The following is a 19040-nucleotide window of genomic DNA, read 5'->3' on the forward strand; positions in this document are numbered from 1 at the left end:
GCAGGCAATCTGACATGACCAGATATCTCATCGCTCCGATCCTTTGGCTGATCCTGGCCTTGCCCGCGGCGGCCCAGCAGATCCCGCTGGGAGAGTTGTCGCGCTATCTCAATAACTTGCAGACAGCGACCGGCGAGTTCACGCAGGTCAATGCCGACGGGACGCTCTCGACCGGTACGATCTATATCAAGCGGCCTGGTCGGGTCCGGTTCGAATATAACCCGCCCGAACAGTCTCTTGTGATGGCGTCGGCCGGAACGGTCGCTGTCTTCGACCGCAAGTCCAATGCGGGCCCCGAGCAATATCCGCTGGCGCAAACGCCGCTCAAGATCATCCTCGAGCGCAATGTCGATCTGGCACGGGCCGGTATGGTCACCGGTCATTCGACCGACGGGACCGCGACGACCGTGCGCGCGCAGGATCCGCAGCGCCCCGAGCTTGGTCATATCGATATGAAGTTCACGGCCAACCCGACCGAGTTGCGCCAATGGGTCATCACCGATCAAAGCGGATCGCAGACGACGATCATCCTCGGCGATCTGACCAAGGGCGTGGCAATTGCTGACAGCCAGTTCAACATTCAGCGTGAGATCAACCGCTAGATCTGGCCTCGACCCCCGGTCTGCTTGCGGAGCCGGGGGCCCTGGCTGCCCTCTGTCATGCTGCGAGAATTGCAGGATCATTTGTAAAGATCGCCTCGGTCGGACCGGCGGAGGCGTTCTTGCGAGCCGAGGTCAAAGACCGACCCCCAGCTCGCTTCAATCGGGCGGGTCAGAACGCTCTCTATCTCAGCCCAAACGAGGAGAGCGCCCGCGTCGCCCTACGCTCCTATGAGATCGGTGAGAGCCCTGAGCGAGTGCTTTTGACCTACCAACTCGAGACGTGCACGCTTTTTGATCTGCGAGGGCCTGAGGCTTCTGATCTCTACGCCCGAGCTCGCCAACCGTGGCGGGTGGCGCTGGAAGCTGGCGAAGAGCCACCCTCGTGGGCGGCGGCGGACGAGATCCAGGCGGCGGGTTATGTGGGCCTGATCGACCCCTCCCGGCAGAAGTCGGGGCTTTGGCATGTGGCCATCTTCCGTTGGAACGAACCGGGCGCGCCCGGAATCCGGGCCGTCGGCCAGCCCATTCCGATTGTACTTCGCCCCGAAGCATGAATCTGGGAACCCGGCAGTGCGCCGGGTCGCTGCCTTTACCGGATCTTTCCGCAGGCCCTGAGCTGCGTGCCGTAAAGCACCGCGCGGTCGTCAAGCTCGGCGGCGACGCGCATCAGCCAGGCCTTGCGCGTGTAGCTGCCGCGCCGATAGCCCGAATGCCCTTCGTGATAGGCCAGATACTGGTTTCGGGTGTCATAAAGCGCGATCCCGTTCCGCTCTTGCGTGCGGGTCATGTACCAGCCCATGAAATCCGTCGCATCGAAGATGTCATCCCTCTTGGCGCGGCGTTGGCCGGTTTCCTCAAGGTATTCCTTCCACGTCCCATCGAGCGCCTGACTATAGCCATAGGCGGAGCTTTGACGCCCCGCCGGGATCACACCAAGCGTGAACCGGTAGGGGGTGCGCGCATTCCCGATGAATTTGCTTTCCTGATAGATCGTGGCCATCTGAACCTCGACCGGAACGCCCCATTTGCGCTCGGTCCGCTTGAATGCGCGCAGGTAATCGGGGTTCTGACTGACGATGCTGCAAGCATTGTCGAGATTATCGGGCGCCGCATAGTTGCTGCTGCCGCCGCCGCATCCTGCGACAGCCACACATAGAACCAGGGCGCGAAGGGATCTGCTCATCTCTGCCTCGCTTTTTTTATCTTGTTTTCGGCAAGTATACCGCATCTCTGGCCATTCGAGAATAGGCAAAAAACCGGCGGGCCAAGGTTGCTTGCCAGCCGGTTCACAGAGTGTTTCCACGCAACTTTAGGACGACCCGTAGACTTATGCGACTAGCGGAACTAGCTCTGGGTCAGGAGCCTCTCATGTTGAAGACGCGTGCGAAATATCATCTGGGACAGATTGTCCGGCACCGGAAGCATCCCTTCCGGGGGGTGGTCTTTGACGTGGACGCTATGTTTGCCAATACCGATGAGTGGTACGAGGCGATCCCCGAGGACAGCCGCCCGAAGAAGGATCAGCCGTTCTATCATCTTTTGGCCGAGAACGACCAAAGCTACTACGTGGCCTATGTGTCCGAGCAGAACCTGGTAGCTGATTACAGCGGTCAGCCGGTCGATCATCCCGATCTGGATGATCTGTTCGGGCCGTTCGAGGATGGCCATTATCCTCTGCATTTCGCGTTGAATTAGGATCAGTATCCCAGCGCGCAGCCGTCCTTTCTGGGATCCGACGCTCCTTCGAGTACACCGTCCCCGTGGATCGCGATGGCCTGCGCGCCGCCGATCGCGACCTCGGGGATCTCGATCTTGTGGCCCAGATCGGTCAGTTCTGCGCGGACGGTGTCTGGATAGCCCCGCTCGACCTTCAGGCTGCCTGCATCGGCAAACGCGCGGGGCGCGTCGATCGCTGTCTGCGGATCCATGCCGAAATCAGCGATGTTGCTGACAAAGCGGGCATGACCGGTGGACTGGTAGGCGCCGCCCATCACACCGAACGGCATGGTCGGGCGGCCCTCTCCGCCCAGAAAGGCCGGGATGATCGTATGCATGGGACGCTTGCCCGGCCCCGCCTCGTTCGGGTGGCCTTCGGCCAAGGTGAACCCGGCGCCGCGGTTCTGGAACAGGATCCCGTATTTCTCAGAAGCGATCCCAGAGCCGAAGGAATGGAAGATCGAGTAAATCAGGCTGACGGCCATGCGGTCCCGGTCGACGACGGTGATATAGATCGTGTCCTTGTGAACCGCTTCGCTCAACGGCGCAGGATCGGCCATCGCCCGGGCCGGATCGATCAATGCCGCAAGCCGCTCCGCGGTGTCCTGTGCCAGCATATGCGCAAGCCGGGCTGTGTGATCTGGATCGGCAATCAGCCGGTTGCGGGCGTCATAGGCCAGTTTGGTCGCTTCGGCCTCGATATGGACGCGCTCCGCGCCCAGCGGGTCCATCGACGTGATATCGAACTGTTTGAGGATGTTCAGAAGAAGCAGCGCCGTCGCGCCCTGTCCGTTCGGAGGATGCTCGGTCAGATCGGCCCCTTTGTAGGTGCCGCTGATCGGGTCGGTCCAGGTTGACGCGGCAGTCGCGAAATCCTCCAGCGTATGCATGCCGCCTGCCGCGTTCAAAGCGGCAACCATATCCTCGGCAATTTCGCCTTCGTAAAAGGCGGCCCGTCCATCCTGAGCGATCTGGCGCAGGACCTCTGCCTGCCTGGGGGCGCGGAAGATCTGGCCGGGGCGCGGCGCAGTGCCTCCGATCAGGAAGGCATCGCGGGCAGAGCCTTGCAGCGTTTCGGTCGCCAGCGCCCAATCGAAAGCGGTCCGCGGCGCCACAGGTATGCCTGCTTCGGCGTAGTGAACGGCGGGGGCGAGCGACGTGGCGAGGCCCGCACGGCCATATCGCTCGGACAGGGTGCAAAAGGCGTCGATCGCCCCGGGCACCGTCACCGCATGCGCGCTGGTCAGCGGGATTTCGGTATGCCCTTCGTCGCGCAACCGGGCCGCGTCGAAGGCGGCGGGCGCCCGCCCCGAGCCGTTGAGCGCGAGGATCCGATCTTCGCCGGGGAGCTGAACCAGGGCGAAGGCATCCCCGCCGATCCCGGTCATCTGCGGCTCGCAAATCCCCAGAAGGACCGCGCCCGCAATTGCGGCATCGACGGCATTCCCGCCCGATTCGAGGATCTGGATTGCGACCTTCGCGGCCAGCGGGTGGGAGGTCGCGCACATTCCGTTCATGGCCAAAACCGGCGACCGGCCGGGAAGGTGATAGTCTCGCATCGGGCGTCCTTTCAGGGGCGAGGCGGAAAATGACCGCCTGACCGAAAGGTTGCAAGGCCTGGGCTCTGATCCGCGCTTGCAGAGGCGCTATCTGGAAGGGAAAACATGGCAACAAAGGCCTCGACGCCGCGCCTTGGGTGGGGGCTATTAAGCGCAGCGCCGAGGGAAGCTTTGTAGCTACGGTGACATGTTTGACAGTCCATTCAGGCGGGGCTTGGGACGAATTCGGGCATCATTGCGACCATTTCCGCGAAACGGAAACAGTCCGTCACACCCCGCCGATCGCCATGCGAAAGCGCAGATGGTTCCGGCCCGCGCGCCGCTCGTAATCCAGATCCCGGGTCAGATCCTTGATCAAAAGCCAGCCGAAGCCGCCTTCGGGAAGATCTTGGGTCGGAACGTTGAGATCCTGAAAAAGGCCGCTGGGCAGTTTGCCCCCCGGCATCGCCTGCCCCTCATCCGTGATGCGGCAGGAAATCCCATCGGGTTGGGGGCGCACCGATATCTCGATCCAGCCATCAGGCCGACCACTATAGGCATGCTCCGCGATGTTGTTCACGATCTCGGCCAGGACCAGCTCCAGCGTGCTGCGCTCGTCCGGACGCAGATGGACAGGATCAAGCTGGAGGATCACCGACTGAACCGCCGCGCGCACCTCTTCGGGCGCGCTATTGAGAACCAGCCGGATCAGGGTCGATCGTTGCGGTGCCGGACGTGTGGGTGGGTCAATCGACATGGGCACGGATCGCGGTCTGAACGTCCGGATAGATCGCAAAGACGCTGTCCATCCGCGTCAGGCGAAAGACCTTGTCGACGATTGGGGCGAGGTTCGCGAGATCGAGTTGCTGTTCGGGCGACAGGACTTTCATCACCGCAACGATTGCACCCAGACCGGACGAATCGATAAATTCGACGCGACTGAGATCCAGCACCACCTGAGATGGGCCGCCACGCGCCGCTGCCGCAACCTCGTCCTTGAAACGGATCGAGGAGACGGCGTCGATCCGGTCGTCGGTCACGGCAAGCACAAGGGCGCCGCCCATTTTCTGCTGTCTCAACGGCATATCCCGATCCCTGCTGCCTGCCTCGTCTGGGAAATCTAGATCGCAATCGTTACCATTCCGTTGAGGGCAAGTCGCAAAACGGAGAAAGACCGATGGAAACCGTCGTGATCGCAGGGGCCAAACGAACGCCAATGGGCGGATTTCAGGGCGCTTTTTCCGGGGTTCAAGCGCCCGAGCTCGGCGGCGTCGCGATCCGGGCGGCGCTGGACGAGGCCGGATCGCCTGAGGTCAGCGAGCTGCTCATGGGATGCGTTCTGCCCGCCGGTCAGGGTCAGGCTCCGGCGCGGCAGGCCGGATTTGCCGCCGGCCTGGGCGAAGAGGTCCCGGCGACGACGATCAATAAGATGTGCGGATCGGGCATGAAAGCCGCCATGATGGCCTTCGACCGCATCGCGTTGGGCCATGCACCGGTCATAGTGGCTGGGGGGATGGAGAGCATGACGAACGCCCCTTACCTGCTTCCCAAGATGCGTGGCGGCGCCCGGATGGGCCATGGAGCGGTGGTCGATTCGATGTTTCTCGACGGGCTCGAGGATGCCTATGACAAGGGCCGCCTCATGGGCACCTTCGCCGAGGATTGCGCAGAGACGTACCAGTTCACCCGCCAGGCCCAAGACGACTATGCGCTGGGCTCGCTCGAACGGGCGCTCGAGGCTCAGAAAAGCGGCTTCGACGCGGAAATCGCCGCCGTGACCGTCCGGACCCGTAAAGGTGAGACCGTCACGCAGGAGGACGAGCAGCCCGGCGCGGCCCGGCCTGATAAGATCCCTCATCTCAAACCCGCCTTTCGCGATGGCGGCACGGTGACGGCGGCGAACGCCTCCTCCATCTCGGACGGTGCAGCGGCCTTGGTGATGGCTGCCGAAAGCGCAGGCCTGCCGATAAGGGCGCGCGTCAGGGGCCATGCCAGCCATGCGCAGGCGCCGGGCTGGTTCACGACGGCCCCCGTTCCGGCGGCGCAAAAGCTGCTGAAAACGCTCGGCTGGACGGCAGACGACGTCGATATATGGGAGGTCAATGAGGCCTTCGCGGTCGTACCGATGGCTTTCATGCACGAGATGGGGATCTCCCGCGACAAGGTAAACGTGAATGGCGGCGCCTGCGCTTTGGGCCACCCGATCGGAGCGTCCGGAGCGCGCATCATCGTCACGCTTCTTCATGCGCTGGAAGCGCGGGACCTCAAACGCGGCATCGCCGCGATCTGCATCGGCGGCGGCGAAGGCACCGCCATTGCGATCGAGCGGCCATGAGCGGGGCCAGGGCAGAGGCCCCGGATCAAGTCCGGGGCGCCTTGGACTATGATGGTCTGGTGCAGCGCGTCGCAGCTTTGGTCGAAGGCGAAACCGATGTCATCGCCAAGATGGCCACCGTCGCCTGCGAGGTCCATTGGGCCGATGACCGCTTCGACTGGACCGGATTTTACCGCGTCGTGGCGCCCGAACTGCTGAAGATCGGACCCTATCAGGGCGGTCATGGATGCCTTGTGATCCCGTTTTCGCGCGGGGTCTGCGGGGCGGCGGCGCGGACCGGCGAGGTGCAGCTGGTGCCCGATGTCGACGCCTTTCCGGGCCATATCGCCTGTGCCAGCACGACCCGGTCCGAGATCGTTCTGCCGGTCTTTGACAAGGACGGCCAGCTTCTAGGGGTCTTCGATATCGACAGCAACCGGCCCGACGCCTTTGATGACCGGGATGCCACCGGTCTGGCGCGCCTTCTGGACGTGGCCTTTGGAGGATCAGATGCGTGAAGGATCCTGCCTTTGCGGCGCGGTGACATTTACGGTCGAAGGAGAGATCGCAGGCGTCTCCGTCTGCCATTGCGGGCAGTGCCGCAAGCAATCGGGCCACGTCTGGGCCTCCGGCTGGGCGAAGGACGAGGCGGTCACGATCAGCGGCGATGTCCGCTGGTTCGATGCGGTCGGCACCGCGAAACGGGGCTTCTGCCCGACCTGCGGCAGCTTCCTGTTCTGGGTCGCGCATGACGAGGACACGATCAGCTTTGCGATGGGAGCGCTTGATGGCGCGACCGGGTTGTCGCTGGGAAAACACATCTTCGTCAGGGACAAGGGCGACTACTACGACATCACCGACGGGCTGCCTCAGCGCGCCCAATGAGCTCCTATGCCCCGCCGACAGATCCGCTCGCCATCCTCAGAGCGGACGATCACCTGCTCTTCGTGGACAAGCCCGAAGGTCTTCTCTCGGTGCCCGGGAAAGGTGCCCATCTGGCCGATTGCCTCCTCGCCCGACTCGAGGCGGATTTTCCAGGCGTTCTGCTGGTGCATCGGCTGGATCGGGACACATCGGGGGTCATGGTCTTTGCGCTGACGCCGAAGGCGCAGCGGCATCTGGGGCTGCAATTCGAGAAACGGATCGTGGAAAAGCGCTACATCGCGCGCGTGGCTGGCCGGATCGGCGAGGGCGGGCGGTTCGACGGGCCGCTGCGCGCCGATTGGCCGAACCGGCCCCGGCAGATGATCGCCCCGGACGGGCGCGCGGCGATCACCGATTGGGAAAGGATCGAGGTCTCCGAGCAGGAGAGCCGCGTCGCCTTGCGGCCTCTGACAGGGCGGTCCCACCAGCTGCGCGTGCATCTGGCTGAGGCGGGGCATCCGATTCTAGGCGATCCCCTTTATGACGGGCCGCCAGCCGACCGGATGATGCTGCATGCAGAACGGCTCAGGCTGCGGCACCCCGATGGCGGCGCCTGGATCGAGGTGATCTCAAACGTGCCCTTCTGATCCTCCCGGCGGAGGGCGGGAGGTCCCGGCTCGAGGTCGGGACAGGACGGCGCGGGGCTGAAATGGACTGTTCGGATTTCGGGCCACTTGGACTATGTCAGAAGATCTGACCTGCCGAAGGAATGTCATGGATCGCGCCGGCCTCAAGATCACGCTCCTCTTCGGCGCATCGCTGACAGTGATGTCGGGCGCGACGATTTCCCCGTCGCTGCCCGCGCTCAGAGACCAGTTCGCGGAGACGGCCAATATCGAGGTGCTGGCCCGGCTCGTCCTCACCCTGCCTGCGCTGTTCATCGCGATCACGGCCCCGCTTTCAGGCTGGGCGATCGACCGGCTTGGGCGGCTCAAGATCCTGATGGGCGGCTCGGTCCTTTATGCGCTGGCGGGCATGTCGGGACTGGTCGTCGACAACATCACGGCGATGCTCGTTGGGCGCGCTGTCCTCGGTGTCTCGGTCGGGCTGATGATGCCGACGGTCACAACGCTGGCGGGCGACTACTTTCAGGGAGAAGAACGCGGGCGCTACCTGGGCCTGCAGGCCGCCTTCATGGGGTTCGGCGGGCTGGTCTTCGTCACCGGAGGCGGCTTTTTGGCCGATCTCTACTGGCGCGCGCCCTTCGCGATCTACGGTGCCTCGCTGCTCCTGATCCCTATGGTTATCGCCTTTCTGCCAGAACCGCCGCGCAAGGTCGCACCCGAGATCAAGACCGGAGAGGGGCGGATCCCCCCGGTCGTCTTCGCGATCTACGGCGTCGCCTTCTTTTCGATGATGGCCTTTTACCTTGTTCCCACCCAGCTGCCTTTCCTGTTGAGCGGCGTGATACAGATCCCCGAGCCAAGCCGGGCCGGAATGGCCATCGGCGTGGCGACGCTCTTCAGCTCAGCGGCCTCGCTGCTGTACGGGCGGATAACGGGGCGGATGCCGGTGGCGCTGTTCTTCTCGGCGGGGCTGGGCCTGATGGCGGTCGCCTATGCGCTGGTCTGGCTGTCGGCGGGATACGGCGCGATCCTGATCGCCATGATCGCTCTCGGGACCGGCATGGGAACCATCATGCCGGCGCTGAGCGTCACGCTGCTGTCCGCCGCGCCAGAGCACATCCGGGGGCGGCTCGCGGGCGGGCTGACAGCCTCGATCTTCCTGGGACAGTTCGTCTCGCCAATCCTCAGCCAGGGCCTTGCAGGCGCCATCGGCGGGTTGCAGGGCGTCTTTGCCGCCTTCGCGCTGGCGCTCGCCTTGGCCTGCGGTCTTGCGCTGATTGCAGGCCTCCGGCGATCCGCAAAGGTGGCCCCTGTCCCGGCAGAGCGTTAGACTGTCCACAAATCCAGCACCAAAGGAGTCCTCCCATGGGTTTGCGCATCAACGATACCGTCCCCGATTTCACTGCCATGACCGATCAGGGAGAGATCCGCTTTCACGACTGGATCGGCGACAGCTGGGCGATCCTGTTCTCCCATCCCAAGGATTTCACGCCGGTCTGCACGACCGAATTTGGCGCCGTCGCCCAGCTTAAGGACGAATGGGAGAAGCGCGGCACCAAGGTGATCGGCGTCAGCGTCGACGGGGCCGAGGATCACAAGAAGTGGAAAGGCGATATCGAGGCCGTGGCGGGCACGCCCGCAGGCTTTCCGATCATCGCGGATGAGGGGCTGGAGGTCTCGAAAGCCTTCGACATGCTCCCCGCCGAAGCCTACCTGCCCGACGGTCGCACACCGGCGGACAGCGCAACCGTGCGGTCGGTCTTCATCATCGGGCCGGACAAGCAGCTGAAACTGTCGATGACCTATCCGATGACCGTCGGCCGCAACTTTGCCGAAGTGCTGCGCGCGCTCGACGGGCTACAAACCTCGACCAGCCGGGGTGTGGCGACGCCCGCCAACTGGGAAGTGGGGCAGGACGTCATCATCCCCGCCACGGTTAGCGACGAGGATGCCGAGGCTAAGTTCGGCGCCTTCGACAAGAAGCTGCCCTATCTGCGGACCGTCAAGCTTAAGGAGTGAGATCCGGACCGCCTATAGGCGGCAAACTCTCCAGTGGAGAGTTTGAGGATCGAACGGGCAGAGCCCCGCTCCGGTCCGCCGATAGGCGGCGAGCCGTCCAGTGGACGGCTCGAGAGCTGAACGGGCGGAGCCCAGAAGATCAAACGGTCGCGTGGGGCAAAGGGAGAGGTCCCGGGTCAGGCCCGGGACGGACAGGGCTGGTCGGCGACGCGCCCGGAGTTGCCACCGGGTGACCGCCGCAGTTGCGTTGCAACCGCTTATCGGCACGCGTCACATGCAGAGCATGTGACGTTCACGCATATGTCGTCACACGGGTGCCAACCGGCACACGCATGTACAGATCCGCCACATGTTCGTTCAGCATGCGGATGCACCCCGAAGACACAGCCTGCCCAATGCTCCACGGCTGGGGTGTGCCGTGGATGCGGTACATCGTGTCGCGCCCGTTCCGGTAGAGATAGAGCGCCCGCGCGCCCAGCGGGTTGTCTGGACCGCCGGGCATTCCGGCCTTGTACTGCGCGTATCTCTCGGGCTCGCGGCGGATCATATTGGACGTCGGTGTCCAGCTTGGCCACTGCGCCTTGCGCTGGATCACGGCGCTTCCCTTGAAGCGGCGCCCGTCATCGCCCACGGCCACGCCGTAGCGCAACGCCCGATTGCCGGGCAGGATGAGGTATAGGAAGAACTCCGACTGAACGACGTGGATCTCCCCGGGGCGCAGGCCGAAATCGTCGCGCACCGGCACGATCTGTGCGCGATAGGGATCGGGAAGCTCCCACGCCGCTTCGGCAGAGCGGGGCAAGACAAAGGTCGCGGCCGCAGCAGCGGCGGTACCGGACAGGAAAGAACGGCGGGTCAGCATGGGATTTCTCTCGTTGGCAGACGACTATGAGTATCCGCTAACGCTGCGCGATCCGTTTTTGTTCGATCCTAGGCCTGAACCGTGATCCGGGTGCCGACGGGAACCAGATCGTAGAGGTGGTTCATATCCTCGTTCCTCAGCCGCACGCAGCCCGACGAGAAACCCTGCCCGATCGTATGCGGCAGGTGTGTTCCGTGAACGCGGTAGAACGTGTCCCGCCCGTTCTGATACATATAAAGCGCGCGCGAGCCGAGTGGGTTCATCGGATGCCCGCCGGGCAGACCGTTGCGATAGGGGCCGTAGACCGCAGGCTCCAGCTGCACCATGTTGGCGGTCGGCTTCCAACTGGGCCATTCCGCCTTGCGGGCGATGAATGCATCGCCGGTAAAGTTGCGCCCGTCGGCGCCCAGCGCGATCCCGTAGCGGATGGCGCGGGCATTGCCGAGCGTCCAGTAAAGATGAAAATCCGATTGCTTTACGATCAACAGGCCGGCGGGGACGGCCGGATTGATATCGACCTCTCGCCGGCGCAGATGACGGGGCAGCTTCGGCGTCACGGCCTGCCCGGTCTGGGCGGCGGCGCCGGAGGTCAGAAGCGCCGGAGCGCACAGGGAGATTGCAGCCCCGATCAGGAGCCGACGTCTTTCGATCATATTGGCCTCAATCTTGCTCTTGCTGGCAATGTTGTGGTCGATTTTAGTGAAGAGACCGTTAGCAAGGATCCGCCGAAAGCGATATTCCCGAAAGCGTGAACGGTGCCAAGAGCTTAGCGGCTGTTGCCCGCTTGCGTCAGGAGCGCCAAATGCAAAAAGGCCCCGACATCACTGCCAGGGCCTTTCCGATCTGAACGCAAAGCAGCCTATTCGGCGGCCTCTTCCTCTTTCTTCACTTCCTCGCCGGTCTCCTGATCGACGACCTTCATCGACAGGCGCACCTTGCCGCGATCGTCGAAGCCGAGCAGCTTGACCTTGACCTCCTGGCCCTCCTTAAGGACGTCCGAAGGATGGTTCAGGCGGCGGTTCTCGATCTGGCTGACATGGACAAGACCGTCGCGCTTTCCGAAGAAGTTCACGAAGGCACCGAAATCGACGATCTTCACCACGGTGCCGGTATAGACCTTGCCCTCTTCCGGCTCTGCCACGATCGAATAGATCATGTCATGGGCCTTCTTGATGGCCTCGCCGTCGGAAGAGGCGATCTTGATCACGCCATCGTCGTTGATATCGACCTTGGCGCCGGAGACTTCCACGATCTCGCGAATGACCTTGCCGCCCGATCCGATGACTTCGCGGATCTTGTCGGTGGGCACGGTCATCGTCTCGATGCGCGGGGCGTGTTCGGAGAAACCCTTGGTCTCGCTCAGCGCCTTGTTCATCTCGCCGAGGATATGCAGACGGCCTTCCTTGGCCTGAGCCAGCGCCTTTTCCATGATCTGCGGCGTGATACCGGCAACCTTGATGTCCATCTGCAAGGACGTGATGCCGTTCTCGGTGCCCGCGACCTTGAAGTCCATGTCGCCGAGGTGATCCTCGTCGCCAAGAATGTCGGTCAGGACCGCATATTCGCCGTCATCCTCGAGGATCAGACCCATCGCGACACCGGCAACCGGCGCTTTGAGAGGCACGCCCGCATCCATCATCGACAGCGAGCCACCGCAGACAGAGGCCATTGAGGACGAGCCGTTGGACTCAGTGATCTCCGACACGATGCGGATCGTGTAGGGGAAATCCGTGGCAGCAGGCAGGACGGCCTGAAGCGCGCGCCAGGCGAGCTTGCCGTGGCCGATCTCGCGCCGTCCCGGAGGACCGAAGCGGCCAACCTCACCGACCGAATAGGGCGGGAAGTTGTAGTGCAGCAGGAAATTGCTGCGATAGGTGCCCTGCAGCGCGTCGATCATCTGCTCGTCGTCACCGGTGCCGAGCGTGGTGACCACAAGGCCCTGCGTCTCACCGCGCGTGAAAAGCGCCGACCCGTGGGTCCGGGGCAGCAGCCCCGTTTCGGCGACGATCGGACGGACGGTATCCAGCGCCCGGCCATCGATTCGCTTGCCTGTCTTGACGACATCGCCGCGCAGAACGGACGCTTCGAGCTTTTTGATCGCGGAGACGAGGTTGGGATCGTCCCGCTGCTCTTCGCTGAGCTGTTCGATAATGTGATCGCGGGCCGCATTCTGCGCCGTGGTGCGCTCCTGCTTGTCCTGGATCTCATAGGCGGCGCGGACCTTCTCTTCGCCCGCGGCCTTGATGGCGGCATAGAGGTCCGAGTAATCCGGCGCCTGGAAATCGAACGGCTCGTTCGCGGCATCCTCGGCCAGATCAATGATCAGATCGATCACCGGCTGGATCTGCTCATGGGCAAAGGTGACCGCGCCGAGCATCTCTTCCTCGGTCAGCTCGTAAGCCTCGGATTCGACCATCATGACCGCGTCCTTGGTGCCCGCGACGACAAGGTCGAGCCGCTGATCGGGCTTGGACTTGAGGTCGTGCATGTCGTCAAGCTCAGGGTTGAGGATGTATTCGCCATCCTCGAAACCGACGCGCGCACCGGCGATCGGACCCATGAAAGGTGCGCCTGAAATTGTCAGCGCCGCAGAGGCCGCGATCATCGCGACGATGTCAGGATCGTTGACCAGATCGTGGCTCAGAACGGTACAGATCACGAGGACCTCGTTCTTGAACCCTTCGACGAAAAGCGGGCGGATCGGACGGTCGATCAGACGACTAGTCAGCGTCTCTTTCTCGGTCGGGCGCGCCTCGCGCTTGAAGAAGCCGCCCGGCACTTTACCGGCGGCGTAGTATTTCTCGTTGTAGTGAACGGTCAGAGGAAAGAAGTCCTGGCCCGGCTTGGGCGCCTTGGCAAACGTCACGTTGGCCATCACAGAGGTCTCGCCATAGGTGGCGATGACGCTGCCGTCAGCCTGACGCGCAACCTTGCCGGTTTCCAGCGTCAGCGTTTCTTCGCCCCACTGGATGGATTTTTTCACTTCATTAAACATATGCGTTTCCTGTAAGGGGCCCAGCTCGGCGGTCCGAGTGCCCCGTTTGAATGGCGGCCCCATTGCCGCCGACCCCTGTTCCTTTGCACGACGCCGGGATCGGTGCGTCACGTCTCAGATTGGGCGCGCATACACGAGTTTAAAGATCTTTGAAACCGGCAAAGGGTCGCGCGTCTTGACGGGGCGCGCAAGTAGAGGGTCGCGCGCCCCGTCAAGACGCAAGGACGCGCCGGGGCCAGCCCCACCCCGCGACAAAAACGAGGAAAAGCGCGGCGATCGCATTGATCCCGGCGGCCATGATGAAGGCTTGGCTCAGCCAGCCGATATCCGACAGCAGCCCGGTCAACAGGATGATCGGCGGCATCCCGATCTTGAAGATCGCGCCTGTAATCCCGGCCACGCGCCCCATATGGGCGGCCTCCACGGTCTCCTGCCGGTAGGACCAGATCCCTACGTCGAAGAACAGCGTCAGCGCCCCGATCACAAAGCTCAGTGTGCACAGGATCAGGAAGGCCCCGCTCGCGGCCACCGCAAGATAGCCCAGCGCCAACATCCAGATCGGCCAGAAAAAGGCAAAACGATAGCCCAGCCGCCGCCGAAGCTTTGCCGCATAAACCGAAGCCACCATCGACCCCGCACCGGCACAGGCGATCACAACGCCGATCTGCGACGGATCGAGCCTCAGCTCGGCCTTGAGCTTGAGCAACAGCGCCACACTGAACGCCCCCTCGGCGGCATTGGTCAGCACGATGACGACGGTCATCATCACCAGCTCCCGATTGGCGCGAAAGACCCGCCAGCCTTCGGCCAGCGATGGCCAGAACCGTGCAGGCTCAGGCAGCCTCTCGTCCGGCGCCACGGCAAAGGCCGCAAGGCAGGCCAGCGCCATCGTCAGGGTCATCGCCCCGATCACGCCCTCATGCCCCAGCCAAAGCAGAGCAAACCCTCCGATCGCCGGACCGACCGTTGCGAGCGTCGCATAGACGCCGCTCACAAGCGCGGTCGCATCCGACAGCTTGTCATGGGCCACGGTCAGCCGGATCAGCGTCATATGCGCATTGCCCAGCGCATAGCCGATCCCGTTGAAGACAATCATGAAGAGAACCAGCGCCGGAACCGAGATCTGCCCGCTCCGCACCCCCAGCCAAAGCGCGACCAGCGCCACCAGAAGAAGGGCCGAATAAAGCCGAAAGCTCACCCGCTTGCGGATCCGGTCGTTGATCACGCCGATGAAGACCGCAAAGACGATGTTCGGAACGAAGGCCACCCCCCGGATCAAGGATAGATCGACCCCGGCCTCGTTCAGATCGAAGGCCAGAAGTGGCAGCGTGAACCATAGGATCGTCTGCGCCATCACGAATAGACTGACGACAATCAGTGACAGCAGAAACGGGCGGCCATAGGCGGACATAAAGCAAAGAGATGACCGAGGCGGGCGCGAAACAAAAGCGGCAATCGAACCAAGCATCGGCGTGCAAGAATTTTCTAGAAAATTCTTAAGACCAAATCCTTCTAGAAGGATTTGCGCCCCCAAAATCTTCTAGAAGATTTTGCCCCGTCCCGCCGCTCTGCAATCGGCAGGCCTTGCCCCTCTGCGATGGACAGGATTATGTCGAGCGGAACCAGAGGACCTGCCATGGATCTGATTGCCGACTTTCTCCTGCGCGTCCTCGGTCAGTTCCAGTCGCCATCTCTCGCCTTCTTGCTGGGCGGTATGTTCATCGCCGCCATGGGCTCGCGGCTCACCATCCCTGATGCGGTCTACCAGTTCGCCGTCTTCATGCTGCTCATGCGGATCGGCTTGAACGGAGGCATGACGATCCGCGAAAGCGATCCTGCCGATATCATCCTGCCCGCACTGGCGGCGATGGGGATCGGCGTAATGATCGTTCTGATCGGCATGGTGGTCCTCTCCTGGCTGCCGGGCATCAGCCGCCCCGATGCTATCGCGACGGCGGGCCTTTTCGGAGCGGTCAGCGCGTCGACCCTTGGCGCCGCCATGGTTGCGCTCGAGATCGAGGGGATGGATTACGAGGCCTGGGTGCCCGCGCTTTATCCCTTCATGGATATCCCCGCACTGATCCTCGCCATCGTGCTGGCCGGTATGGGAGAGGCCAAGGATGCCAAGCGCCGCATTACGCCATGGATGATCGTCAAGGATAGCCTGCGCGGCTCTGCCCTCTCGGCGCTTCTCCTCGGGCTTCTCCTTGGCCTTCTGACCCGGCCCGAACAGGTCTTCGAAAGCTTCTACGATCCGCTGTTCCGGGGGCTTCTCACCGTCCTGATGCTGGTCATGGGCATCGAGGCCTGGCAGCGCCTGGCCGAGCTGCGCCGCGTCGCCCACTGGTACGCCGTCTATGCGTTCTTCGCGCCGATCGCGCACGGCTTTCTGGCCTTCGGCGTCGGCTATCTGCTGAACATGGCGACCGGTTTCAGCCCCGGCGGGGTCGTGCTTCTCGCGCTTCTGGCGGCCTCGTCCTCGGATATCTCGGGGCCTCCGACGCTCCGGGCGGGCATCCCGAAAGCCAATCCGTCCGCCTATATCGGATCCTCGACCAGTGTCGGCACACCGATCGCAATTGGCGTGTGCATCCCGCTTTTCATCGCGCTGGCGCAGGTGGTGTTCAGTTCACCTTGAACTTGGTCGGGCGCAGGATCTCGACCGGTTCGACATAGACGATGCCGGAGTAATTCTCGAAGAACCCCTTCGCCAAAGCCTCGGCGATGGCGTCGGCGATATCGTGACCCGAAACGATCACCTCGATCTTCACATTCGTCTGCAGCCCCGACACCTGAGCGCGCATCTGCGAACGCTTGCCGCGGCTGCCCTTCCCGCCGACACCGCTATAGGTGTAGCCCGTCGCGCCCATCTCATCGATAAGCGCCGTCACCTGATCGAGCAGGATGCGTTCGGTGATGATGACGAGCTTGGTCGCGTGATGCATGGCGGATCCCTCCGGATGCGACCATCCCCGCTTGAGGACCGGGACGCAAGAGGACGCATCGACCGGGCCTGGCCAAGCGCTTCGATCGCCCGGGTGAGGCGGCGGGCGACATCGGGGGCGATACTGCTCGACAGGTGATATCCGTCGAAAAGCGTGAAGCCGCCCGCGTCGGTCAGGATCGGGCAGGGCGCGCCCTCGCAAAACAGATCCAGACCGCTGACCCGCGTGACATCGAGCGTCTGGGTGGCCTCGAGGATCTGCGCATGGATCCGCGCGGCAGAGGCATAATCGGCGCTGAAATCACCCTCGATCCCGCGATGCCGCATCTTGCGATACCGCAGGAACGTCTCTTCGCGAACCATCGGATGCGGGGTAAGCAGGACAACCGCGCGGCCCGCATGGTCCAGCTCGGCAATCGTGGCCGCGAGCCGCTCCGCCACGAAGCGGGGCTGAGAGGCATATTGCGAACCGGGGCCCTCGGACACCAGGATCGGCTCTCCGGCCATATTCGTCTCGCTCGCATACCATTCATAGGCGCTGTTCAGTACCACGATATCATAGTCGCCCGTCCGCAGCTCCTCCATCGATGCGCGGGTATGCTCAAGGCAATCGTGCTTGAAGGCAGGCCCCTGCCGGGCATCCTCGTTGCGCAGAACCCCGGTGAGCGACGGGCAGGAATGGCGGATGAAAAGCGCCAGGCTGATGCCGTCTTCATTGAGCTGCCGACCGAGCGATGTTGAAAAGGCATCGGCAAAGCTGTCACCCCACAGTGCGACCTTGAGCGGCGCCTCCTCGATCTCGAAACAGCGCCCGCCATTGTAGTTGCACGCCCCGCCATAGGTCTCGCGCAAAAGATCGTCGGGAGGGGTCGCCGTCCACAGAACCGCACCGGCGGCGGCCACGGCGGCAAGACCCGAGGCGGAACCGGCAAAGACCATGCGCCGCGGCATCGCCCCGGGGCCGCGACGGCGAAACGGGCGCTCGACAAAGCGCCAGCTGAGCCAGGCGAGTGGAAAGCTCGCCAGCGCCAGCCCAAGCATCAGCGGCAACCCGGGCGGCTCAAGGCTGCCGATCCGCGCAAAGGCAAAGAGCGGCTGATGCCAGAGATAGGCGCTGTAGCTGATCAGACCGATCCCGGTCAGAAAAGGCAGACCCAAAAGGCGCGCCGCAGGGGTGTTGTGACCGTAAAGAAGAACAAGGACCGTACCCGCGACCGGGAGGAGCGCGGGAAGCCCCGGCACCGGAACGGTCTCGTCAAAGGTCACGAGTGCCGCGAGGATCAGAAACAGTCCGGCCACCGCGATGGCGCCGTTGCTCTTCAGGCCGCTTCGATGGACGTGGAGCGCCGCGATCGATCCCGCGAACAGCTCCCAGGCGCGGGTCGGGATCAGATAGAAGTTGGCGCTCGGCGCGGTGCGCCATGCCCACTCGCTCAGGGCCAGGCTGGCACCGGAAAGCGCAATCAGGATCCAAAGAACGCGGCGCGGCCCGCTGCGCCAGATCAGGAGCAGCAGAATCGGGAAGATGATATAATACTGCTCCTCGACCGCGAGGCTCCAGGTATGAAGGAGCGGTTTATCCTCGGCTGCTTCCGAAAAGTACCCGCTCTCGCGCCAGAAGAGGATATTCGACGCGAAAAGGCCGACAGCGACGAGGCTTTGCGAGAAATCCCTGAGCTGCTCCGGCAGCATCCAGAGCCAGGCGAATGGCAGGCAGGCCGCGCAGACGAAAAAGAGCGCGGGCAGGATCCGCCGGGCCCGCCGTTCGTAGAACTCCAGCAGGCTGAAGCTGCCGCGCTCGATATCCTCGATCAGAAGCGTGGTGATCAGATAGCCGCTGATGACGAAGAAGATGTCGACGCCGATAAACCCGCCGGAAAACAGGCCGAGGCCGGAATGAAACAGGATAACGGGAACCACCGCGACAGCGCGAAGCCCATCAATCTCCGGGCGATACAACATAATGAACTCGAAACAAAAAGGTCTTAATTCGAGCTTTGTACACGAAACTCGGCGGTGCGCCAAGCCGGGATGCCGGATGACGCGACCTTGAGGCATCCGGGCAGGCGAAGCCTGAACGCAAAAACGCCCGCACGAGGGCGGGCGTCATAGCTGAACTGCGACCGGGTGCCGGATCACGCTTTTCGCAAAACGCTTATCCGCACAGGTCGATAAATCGAAGGTTTATCGACGGAGGCCGAGACGCTTGATGAGGTCCTGATAGCGTGCTTCGTCCTTGGCACGGACATAGTCGAGCAGCTTGCGGCGCAGGGCGACCATCTTGAGAAGGCCGCGGCGACCGTGGTTGTCCTTCTTGTGGATCTTGAAGTGCTCGGTCAGCGTCGCGATGCGCGAGCTGAGGATTGCAACCTGGACTTCGGGCGAACCGGTATCGCCGTCCTTGGTCGCGTATTCCTTCATGACTTTTGCTTTTTCTTCGACTGTGATCGACATCGGGGTCTCCTTTGGGTTTGAGGAATGGCGCAAGCCGGGATGTCGTCCAGCAGGGCCCGTGGAGGAATCGCCATTCGGTCAGGCGAAGCGCGCGTATAGGAGAGAC

The 19040-nt window shown here is 63.0% G+C and carries 21 protein-coding genes; 10 read left to right on the forward strand and 11 right to left on the reverse strand.

The window, feature by feature from the left end; genetic code table 11:
- Positions 1–14: 14 nt before the first annotated feature.
- On the forward strand, positions 15–602 hold the full coding sequence (locus tag AAD018_RS02210) for a LolA family protein (protein WP_367313765.1): 588 nt from the start codon (positions 15–17) through the stop codon (positions 600–602).
- A 119-nt stretch (positions 603–721) separates the two neighbouring features.
- Complete coding sequence (locus tag AAD018_RS02215) at positions 722–1156, forward strand: RES family NAD+ phosphorylase (RefSeq protein WP_367313764.1); 435 nt, start codon at positions 722–724, stop codon at positions 1154–1156.
- Positions 1157–1191: 35 nt separating this feature from the next.
- On the opposite strand, the gene AAD018_RS02220 is transcribed toward AAD018_RS02215, so the two are convergent.
- The gene (locus AAD018_RS02220) at positions 1192–1785 is read right to left on the reverse strand and encodes a transglycosylase SLT domain-containing protein (protein WP_367313763.1); all 594 of its coding nucleotides are present in this window, start codon (positions 1783–1785) and stop codon (positions 1192–1194) included.
- A 185-nt stretch (positions 1786–1970) separates the two neighbouring features.
- Between AAD018_RS02220 and hspQ the strand changes: the two genes are divergently transcribed.
- Positions 1971–2297, forward strand: coding sequence for a heat shock protein HspQ (hspQ, locus tag AAD018_RS02225; protein WP_367313762.1), 327 nt, complete (start codon positions 1971–1973; stop codon positions 2295–2297).
- A gap of 2 nt (positions 2298–2299) precedes the next feature.
- Here the strand turns inward: hspQ and ggt are convergent, their stop codons facing one another.
- The 3 genes from ggt to AAD018_RS02240 all read right to left on the reverse strand — a co-directional run bounded on the left by ggt (position 2300) and on the right by AAD018_RS02240 (position 4941).
- Entirely contained in the window at positions 2300–3877 is a 1578-nt protein-coding gene (gene ggt, locus AAD018_RS02230; RefSeq protein ID WP_367313761.1) for a gamma-glutamyltransferase, read from the reverse strand.
- Between the two features lie 268 nt (positions 3878–4145).
- Entirely contained in the window at positions 4146–4613 is a 468-nt protein-coding gene (locus AAD018_RS02235) for an ATP-binding protein (protein WP_367313760.1), read from the reverse strand.
- A complete protein-coding gene (locus AAD018_RS02240; RefSeq protein WP_367313759.1) occupies positions 4603–4941 on the reverse strand; it encodes an STAS domain-containing protein in 339 nt (112 codons plus the stop codon). The genes AAD018_RS02235 and AAD018_RS02240 overlap by 11 nt, the downstream gene beginning before the upstream one ends.
- A 92-nt stretch (positions 4942–5033) precedes the next feature.
- On the opposite strand from AAD018_RS02240, the gene AAD018_RS02245 reads away from it, so the two are divergent.
- From AAD018_RS02245 to AAD018_RS02270, 6 genes are all read left to right on the forward strand, one after another.
- Positions 5034–6191 carry a thiolase family protein gene (locus AAD018_RS02245; protein WP_367313758.1) on the forward strand — a complete coding sequence of 386 codons (1158 nt, stop codon included), beginning with the start codon at positions 5034–5036 and terminating at the stop codon, positions 6189–6191.
- Entirely contained in the window at positions 6188–6688 is a 501-nt protein-coding gene (locus tag AAD018_RS02250) for a GAF domain-containing protein (protein WP_367313757.1), read from the forward strand. The genes AAD018_RS02245 and AAD018_RS02250 overlap by 4 nt, the downstream gene beginning before the upstream one ends.
- Positions 6681–7055 carry a GFA family protein gene (locus tag AAD018_RS02255; RefSeq protein WP_367313756.1) on the forward strand — a complete coding sequence of 125 codons (375 nt, stop codon included), beginning with the start codon at positions 6681–6683 and terminating at the stop codon, positions 7053–7055. The genes AAD018_RS02250 and AAD018_RS02255 overlap by 8 nt, the downstream gene beginning before the upstream one ends.
- Positions 7052–7681, forward strand: a complete 630-nt coding sequence (locus tag AAD018_RS02260; protein ID WP_367313755.1) for an RluA family pseudouridine synthase — start codon at positions 7052–7054, stop codon at positions 7679–7681. The genes AAD018_RS02255 and AAD018_RS02260 overlap by 4 nt, the downstream gene beginning before the upstream one ends.
- Positions 7682–7808: 127 nt before the next feature.
- Positions 7809–8990 carry an MFS transporter gene (locus tag AAD018_RS02265; RefSeq protein ID WP_367313753.1) on the forward strand — a complete coding sequence of 394 codons (1182 nt, stop codon included), beginning with the start codon at positions 7809–7811 and terminating at the stop codon, positions 8988–8990.
- 35 nt (positions 8991–9025) lie between these two features.
- Positions 9026–9679, forward strand: coding sequence for a peroxiredoxin (locus AAD018_RS02270; protein ID WP_367313752.1), 654 nt, complete (start codon positions 9026–9028; stop codon positions 9677–9679).
- A 292-nt stretch (positions 9680–9971) separates the two neighbouring features.
- On the opposite strand, the gene AAD018_RS02275 is transcribed toward AAD018_RS02270, so the two are convergent.
- The 4 genes from AAD018_RS02275 to AAD018_RS02290 all read right to left on the reverse strand — a co-directional run bounded on the left by AAD018_RS02275 (position 9972) and on the right by AAD018_RS02290 (position 15004).
- Positions 9972–10541 (reverse strand): L,D-transpeptidase, encoded by a 570-nt coding sequence (locus AAD018_RS02275; RefSeq protein ID WP_367313751.1) that lies wholly within the window; start codon positions 10539–10541, stop codon positions 9972–9974.
- Between the two features lie 68 nt (positions 10542–10609).
- A complete protein-coding gene (locus tag AAD018_RS02280; protein WP_367313750.1) occupies positions 10610–11194 on the reverse strand; it encodes a L,D-transpeptidase in 585 nt (194 codons plus the stop codon).
- 206 nt (positions 11195–11400) lie between these two features.
- A complete protein-coding gene (gene pnp, locus AAD018_RS02285) occupies positions 11401–13536 on the reverse strand; it encodes a polyribonucleotide nucleotidyltransferase (protein WP_367313749.1) in 2136 nt (711 codons plus the stop codon).
- Between the two features lie 211 nt (positions 13537–13747).
- Positions 13748–15004, reverse strand: coding sequence for an MFS transporter (locus AAD018_RS02290; protein WP_412005167.1), 1257 nt, complete (start codon positions 15002–15004; stop codon positions 13748–13750).
- 168 nt (positions 15005–15172) lie between these two features.
- Between AAD018_RS02290 and AAD018_RS02295 the strand changes: the two genes are divergently transcribed.
- On the forward strand, positions 15173–16174 hold the full coding sequence (locus AAD018_RS02295; protein WP_367313747.1) for a sodium-dependent bicarbonate transport family permease: 1002 nt from the start codon (positions 15173–15175) through the stop codon (positions 16172–16174).
- On the opposite strand, the gene AAD018_RS02300 is transcribed toward AAD018_RS02295, so the two are convergent.
- The 3 genes from AAD018_RS02300 to rpsO form a co-directional block, all read right to left on the reverse strand.
- Positions 16161–16481, reverse strand: a complete 321-nt coding sequence (locus AAD018_RS02300) for a DUF3240 family protein (protein ID WP_367313746.1) — start codon at positions 16479–16481, stop codon at positions 16161–16163. The two genes, AAD018_RS02295 and AAD018_RS02300, sit on opposite strands and share 14 nt — an antisense overlap.
- Positions 16424–18442 (reverse strand): acyltransferase family protein, encoded by a 2019-nt coding sequence (locus tag AAD018_RS02305; RefSeq protein ID WP_367313745.1) that lies wholly within the window; start codon positions 18440–18442, stop codon positions 16424–16426. Before AAD018_RS02305 ends, AAD018_RS02300 begins: the two co-directional genes overlap by 58 nt.
- Before the next feature lie 222 nt (positions 18443–18664).
- A complete protein-coding gene (gene rpsO, locus AAD018_RS02310) occupies positions 18665–18934 on the reverse strand; it encodes a 30S ribosomal protein S15 (RefSeq protein WP_367313744.1) in 270 nt (89 codons plus the stop codon).
- Between the last annotated feature and the right edge of the window lie 106 nt (positions 18935–19040).

The sequence above is a fragment of the Aestuariibius insulae genome, assembly GCF_040783535.2.
Classification (GTDB): Bacteria; Pseudomonadota; Alphaproteobacteria; order Rhodobacterales; family Rhodobacteraceae; genus Aestuariibius; species Aestuariibius insulae.

What these genes read in the sequence shown, in the direction of transcription:
- AAD018_RS02210 (WP_367313765.1), top strand. Translation starts at nt 15, where the DNA reads ATGACCAGATATCTCATCGCTCCGATCCTTTGGCTGATCCTGGCCTTG.
- AAD018_RS02220 (WP_367313763.1), bottom strand. Translation starts at nt 1,785, where the DNA reads ATGAGCAGATCCCTTCGCGCCCTGGTTCTATGTGTGGCTGTCGCAGGA.
- hspQ (WP_367313762.1), top strand. Translation starts at nt 1,971, where the DNA reads ATGTTGAAGACGCGTGCGAAATATCATCTGGGACAGATTGTCCGGCAC.
- ggt (WP_367313761.1), bottom strand. Translation starts at nt 3,877, where the DNA reads ATGCGAGACTATCACCTTCCCGGCCGGTCGCCGGTTTTGGCCATGAAC.
- AAD018_RS02235 (WP_367313760.1), bottom strand. Translation starts at nt 4,613, where the DNA reads ATGTCGATTGACCCACCCACACGTCCGGCACCGCAACGATCGACCCTG.
- AAD018_RS02240 (WP_367313759.1), bottom strand. Translation starts at nt 4,941, where the DNA reads ATGCCGTTGAGACAGCAGAAAATGGGCGGCGCCCTTGTGCTTGCCGTG.
- AAD018_RS02245 (WP_367313758.1), top strand. Translation starts at nt 5,034, where the DNA reads ATGGAAACCGTCGTGATCGCAGGGGCCAAACGAACGCCAATGGGCGGA.
- AAD018_RS02250 (WP_367313757.1), top strand. Translation starts at nt 6,188, where the DNA reads ATGAGCGGGGCCAGGGCAGAGGCCCCGGATCAAGTCCGGGGCGCCTTG.
- AAD018_RS02255 (WP_367313756.1), top strand. Translation starts at nt 6,681, where the DNA reads ATGCGTGAAGGATCCTGCCTTTGCGGCGCGGTGACATTTACGGTCGAA.
- AAD018_RS02260 (WP_367313755.1), top strand. Translation starts at nt 7,052, where the DNA reads ATGAGCTCCTATGCCCCGCCGACAGATCCGCTCGCCATCCTCAGAGCG.
- AAD018_RS02265 (WP_367313753.1), top strand. Translation starts at nt 7,809, where the DNA reads ATGGATCGCGCCGGCCTCAAGATCACGCTCCTCTTCGGCGCATCGCTG.
- AAD018_RS02270 (WP_367313752.1), top strand. Translation starts at nt 9,026, where the DNA reads ATGGGTTTGCGCATCAACGATACCGTCCCCGATTTCACTGCCATGACC.
- AAD018_RS02275 (WP_367313751.1), bottom strand. Translation starts at nt 10,541, where the DNA reads ATGCTGACCCGCCGTTCTTTCCTGTCCGGTACCGCCGCTGCTGCGGCC.
- AAD018_RS02280 (WP_367313750.1), bottom strand. Translation starts at nt 11,194, where the DNA reads ATGATCGAAAGACGTCGGCTCCTGATCGGGGCTGCAATCTCCCTGTGC.
- pnp (WP_367313749.1), bottom strand. Translation starts at nt 13,536, where the DNA reads ATGTTTAATGAAGTGAAAAAATCCATCCAGTGGGGCGAAGAAACGCTG.
- AAD018_RS02290 (WP_412005167.1), bottom strand. Translation starts at nt 15,004, where the DNA reads ATGCTTGGTTCGATTGCCGCTTTTGTTTCGCGCCCGCCTCGGTCATCT.
- AAD018_RS02295 (WP_367313747.1), top strand. Translation starts at nt 15,173, where the DNA reads ATGGATCTGATTGCCGACTTTCTCCTGCGCGTCCTCGGTCAGTTCCAG.
- AAD018_RS02300 (WP_367313746.1), bottom strand. Translation starts at nt 16,481, where the DNA reads ATGCATCACGCGACCAAGCTCGTCATCATCACCGAACGCATCCTGCTC.
- AAD018_RS02305 (WP_367313745.1), bottom strand. Translation starts at nt 18,442, where the DNA reads ATGTTGTATCGCCCGGAGATTGATGGGCTTCGCGCTGTCGCGGTGGTT.
- rpsO (WP_367313744.1), bottom strand. Translation starts at nt 18,934, where the DNA reads ATGTCGATCACAGTCGAAGAAAAAGCAAAAGTCATGAAGGAATACGCG.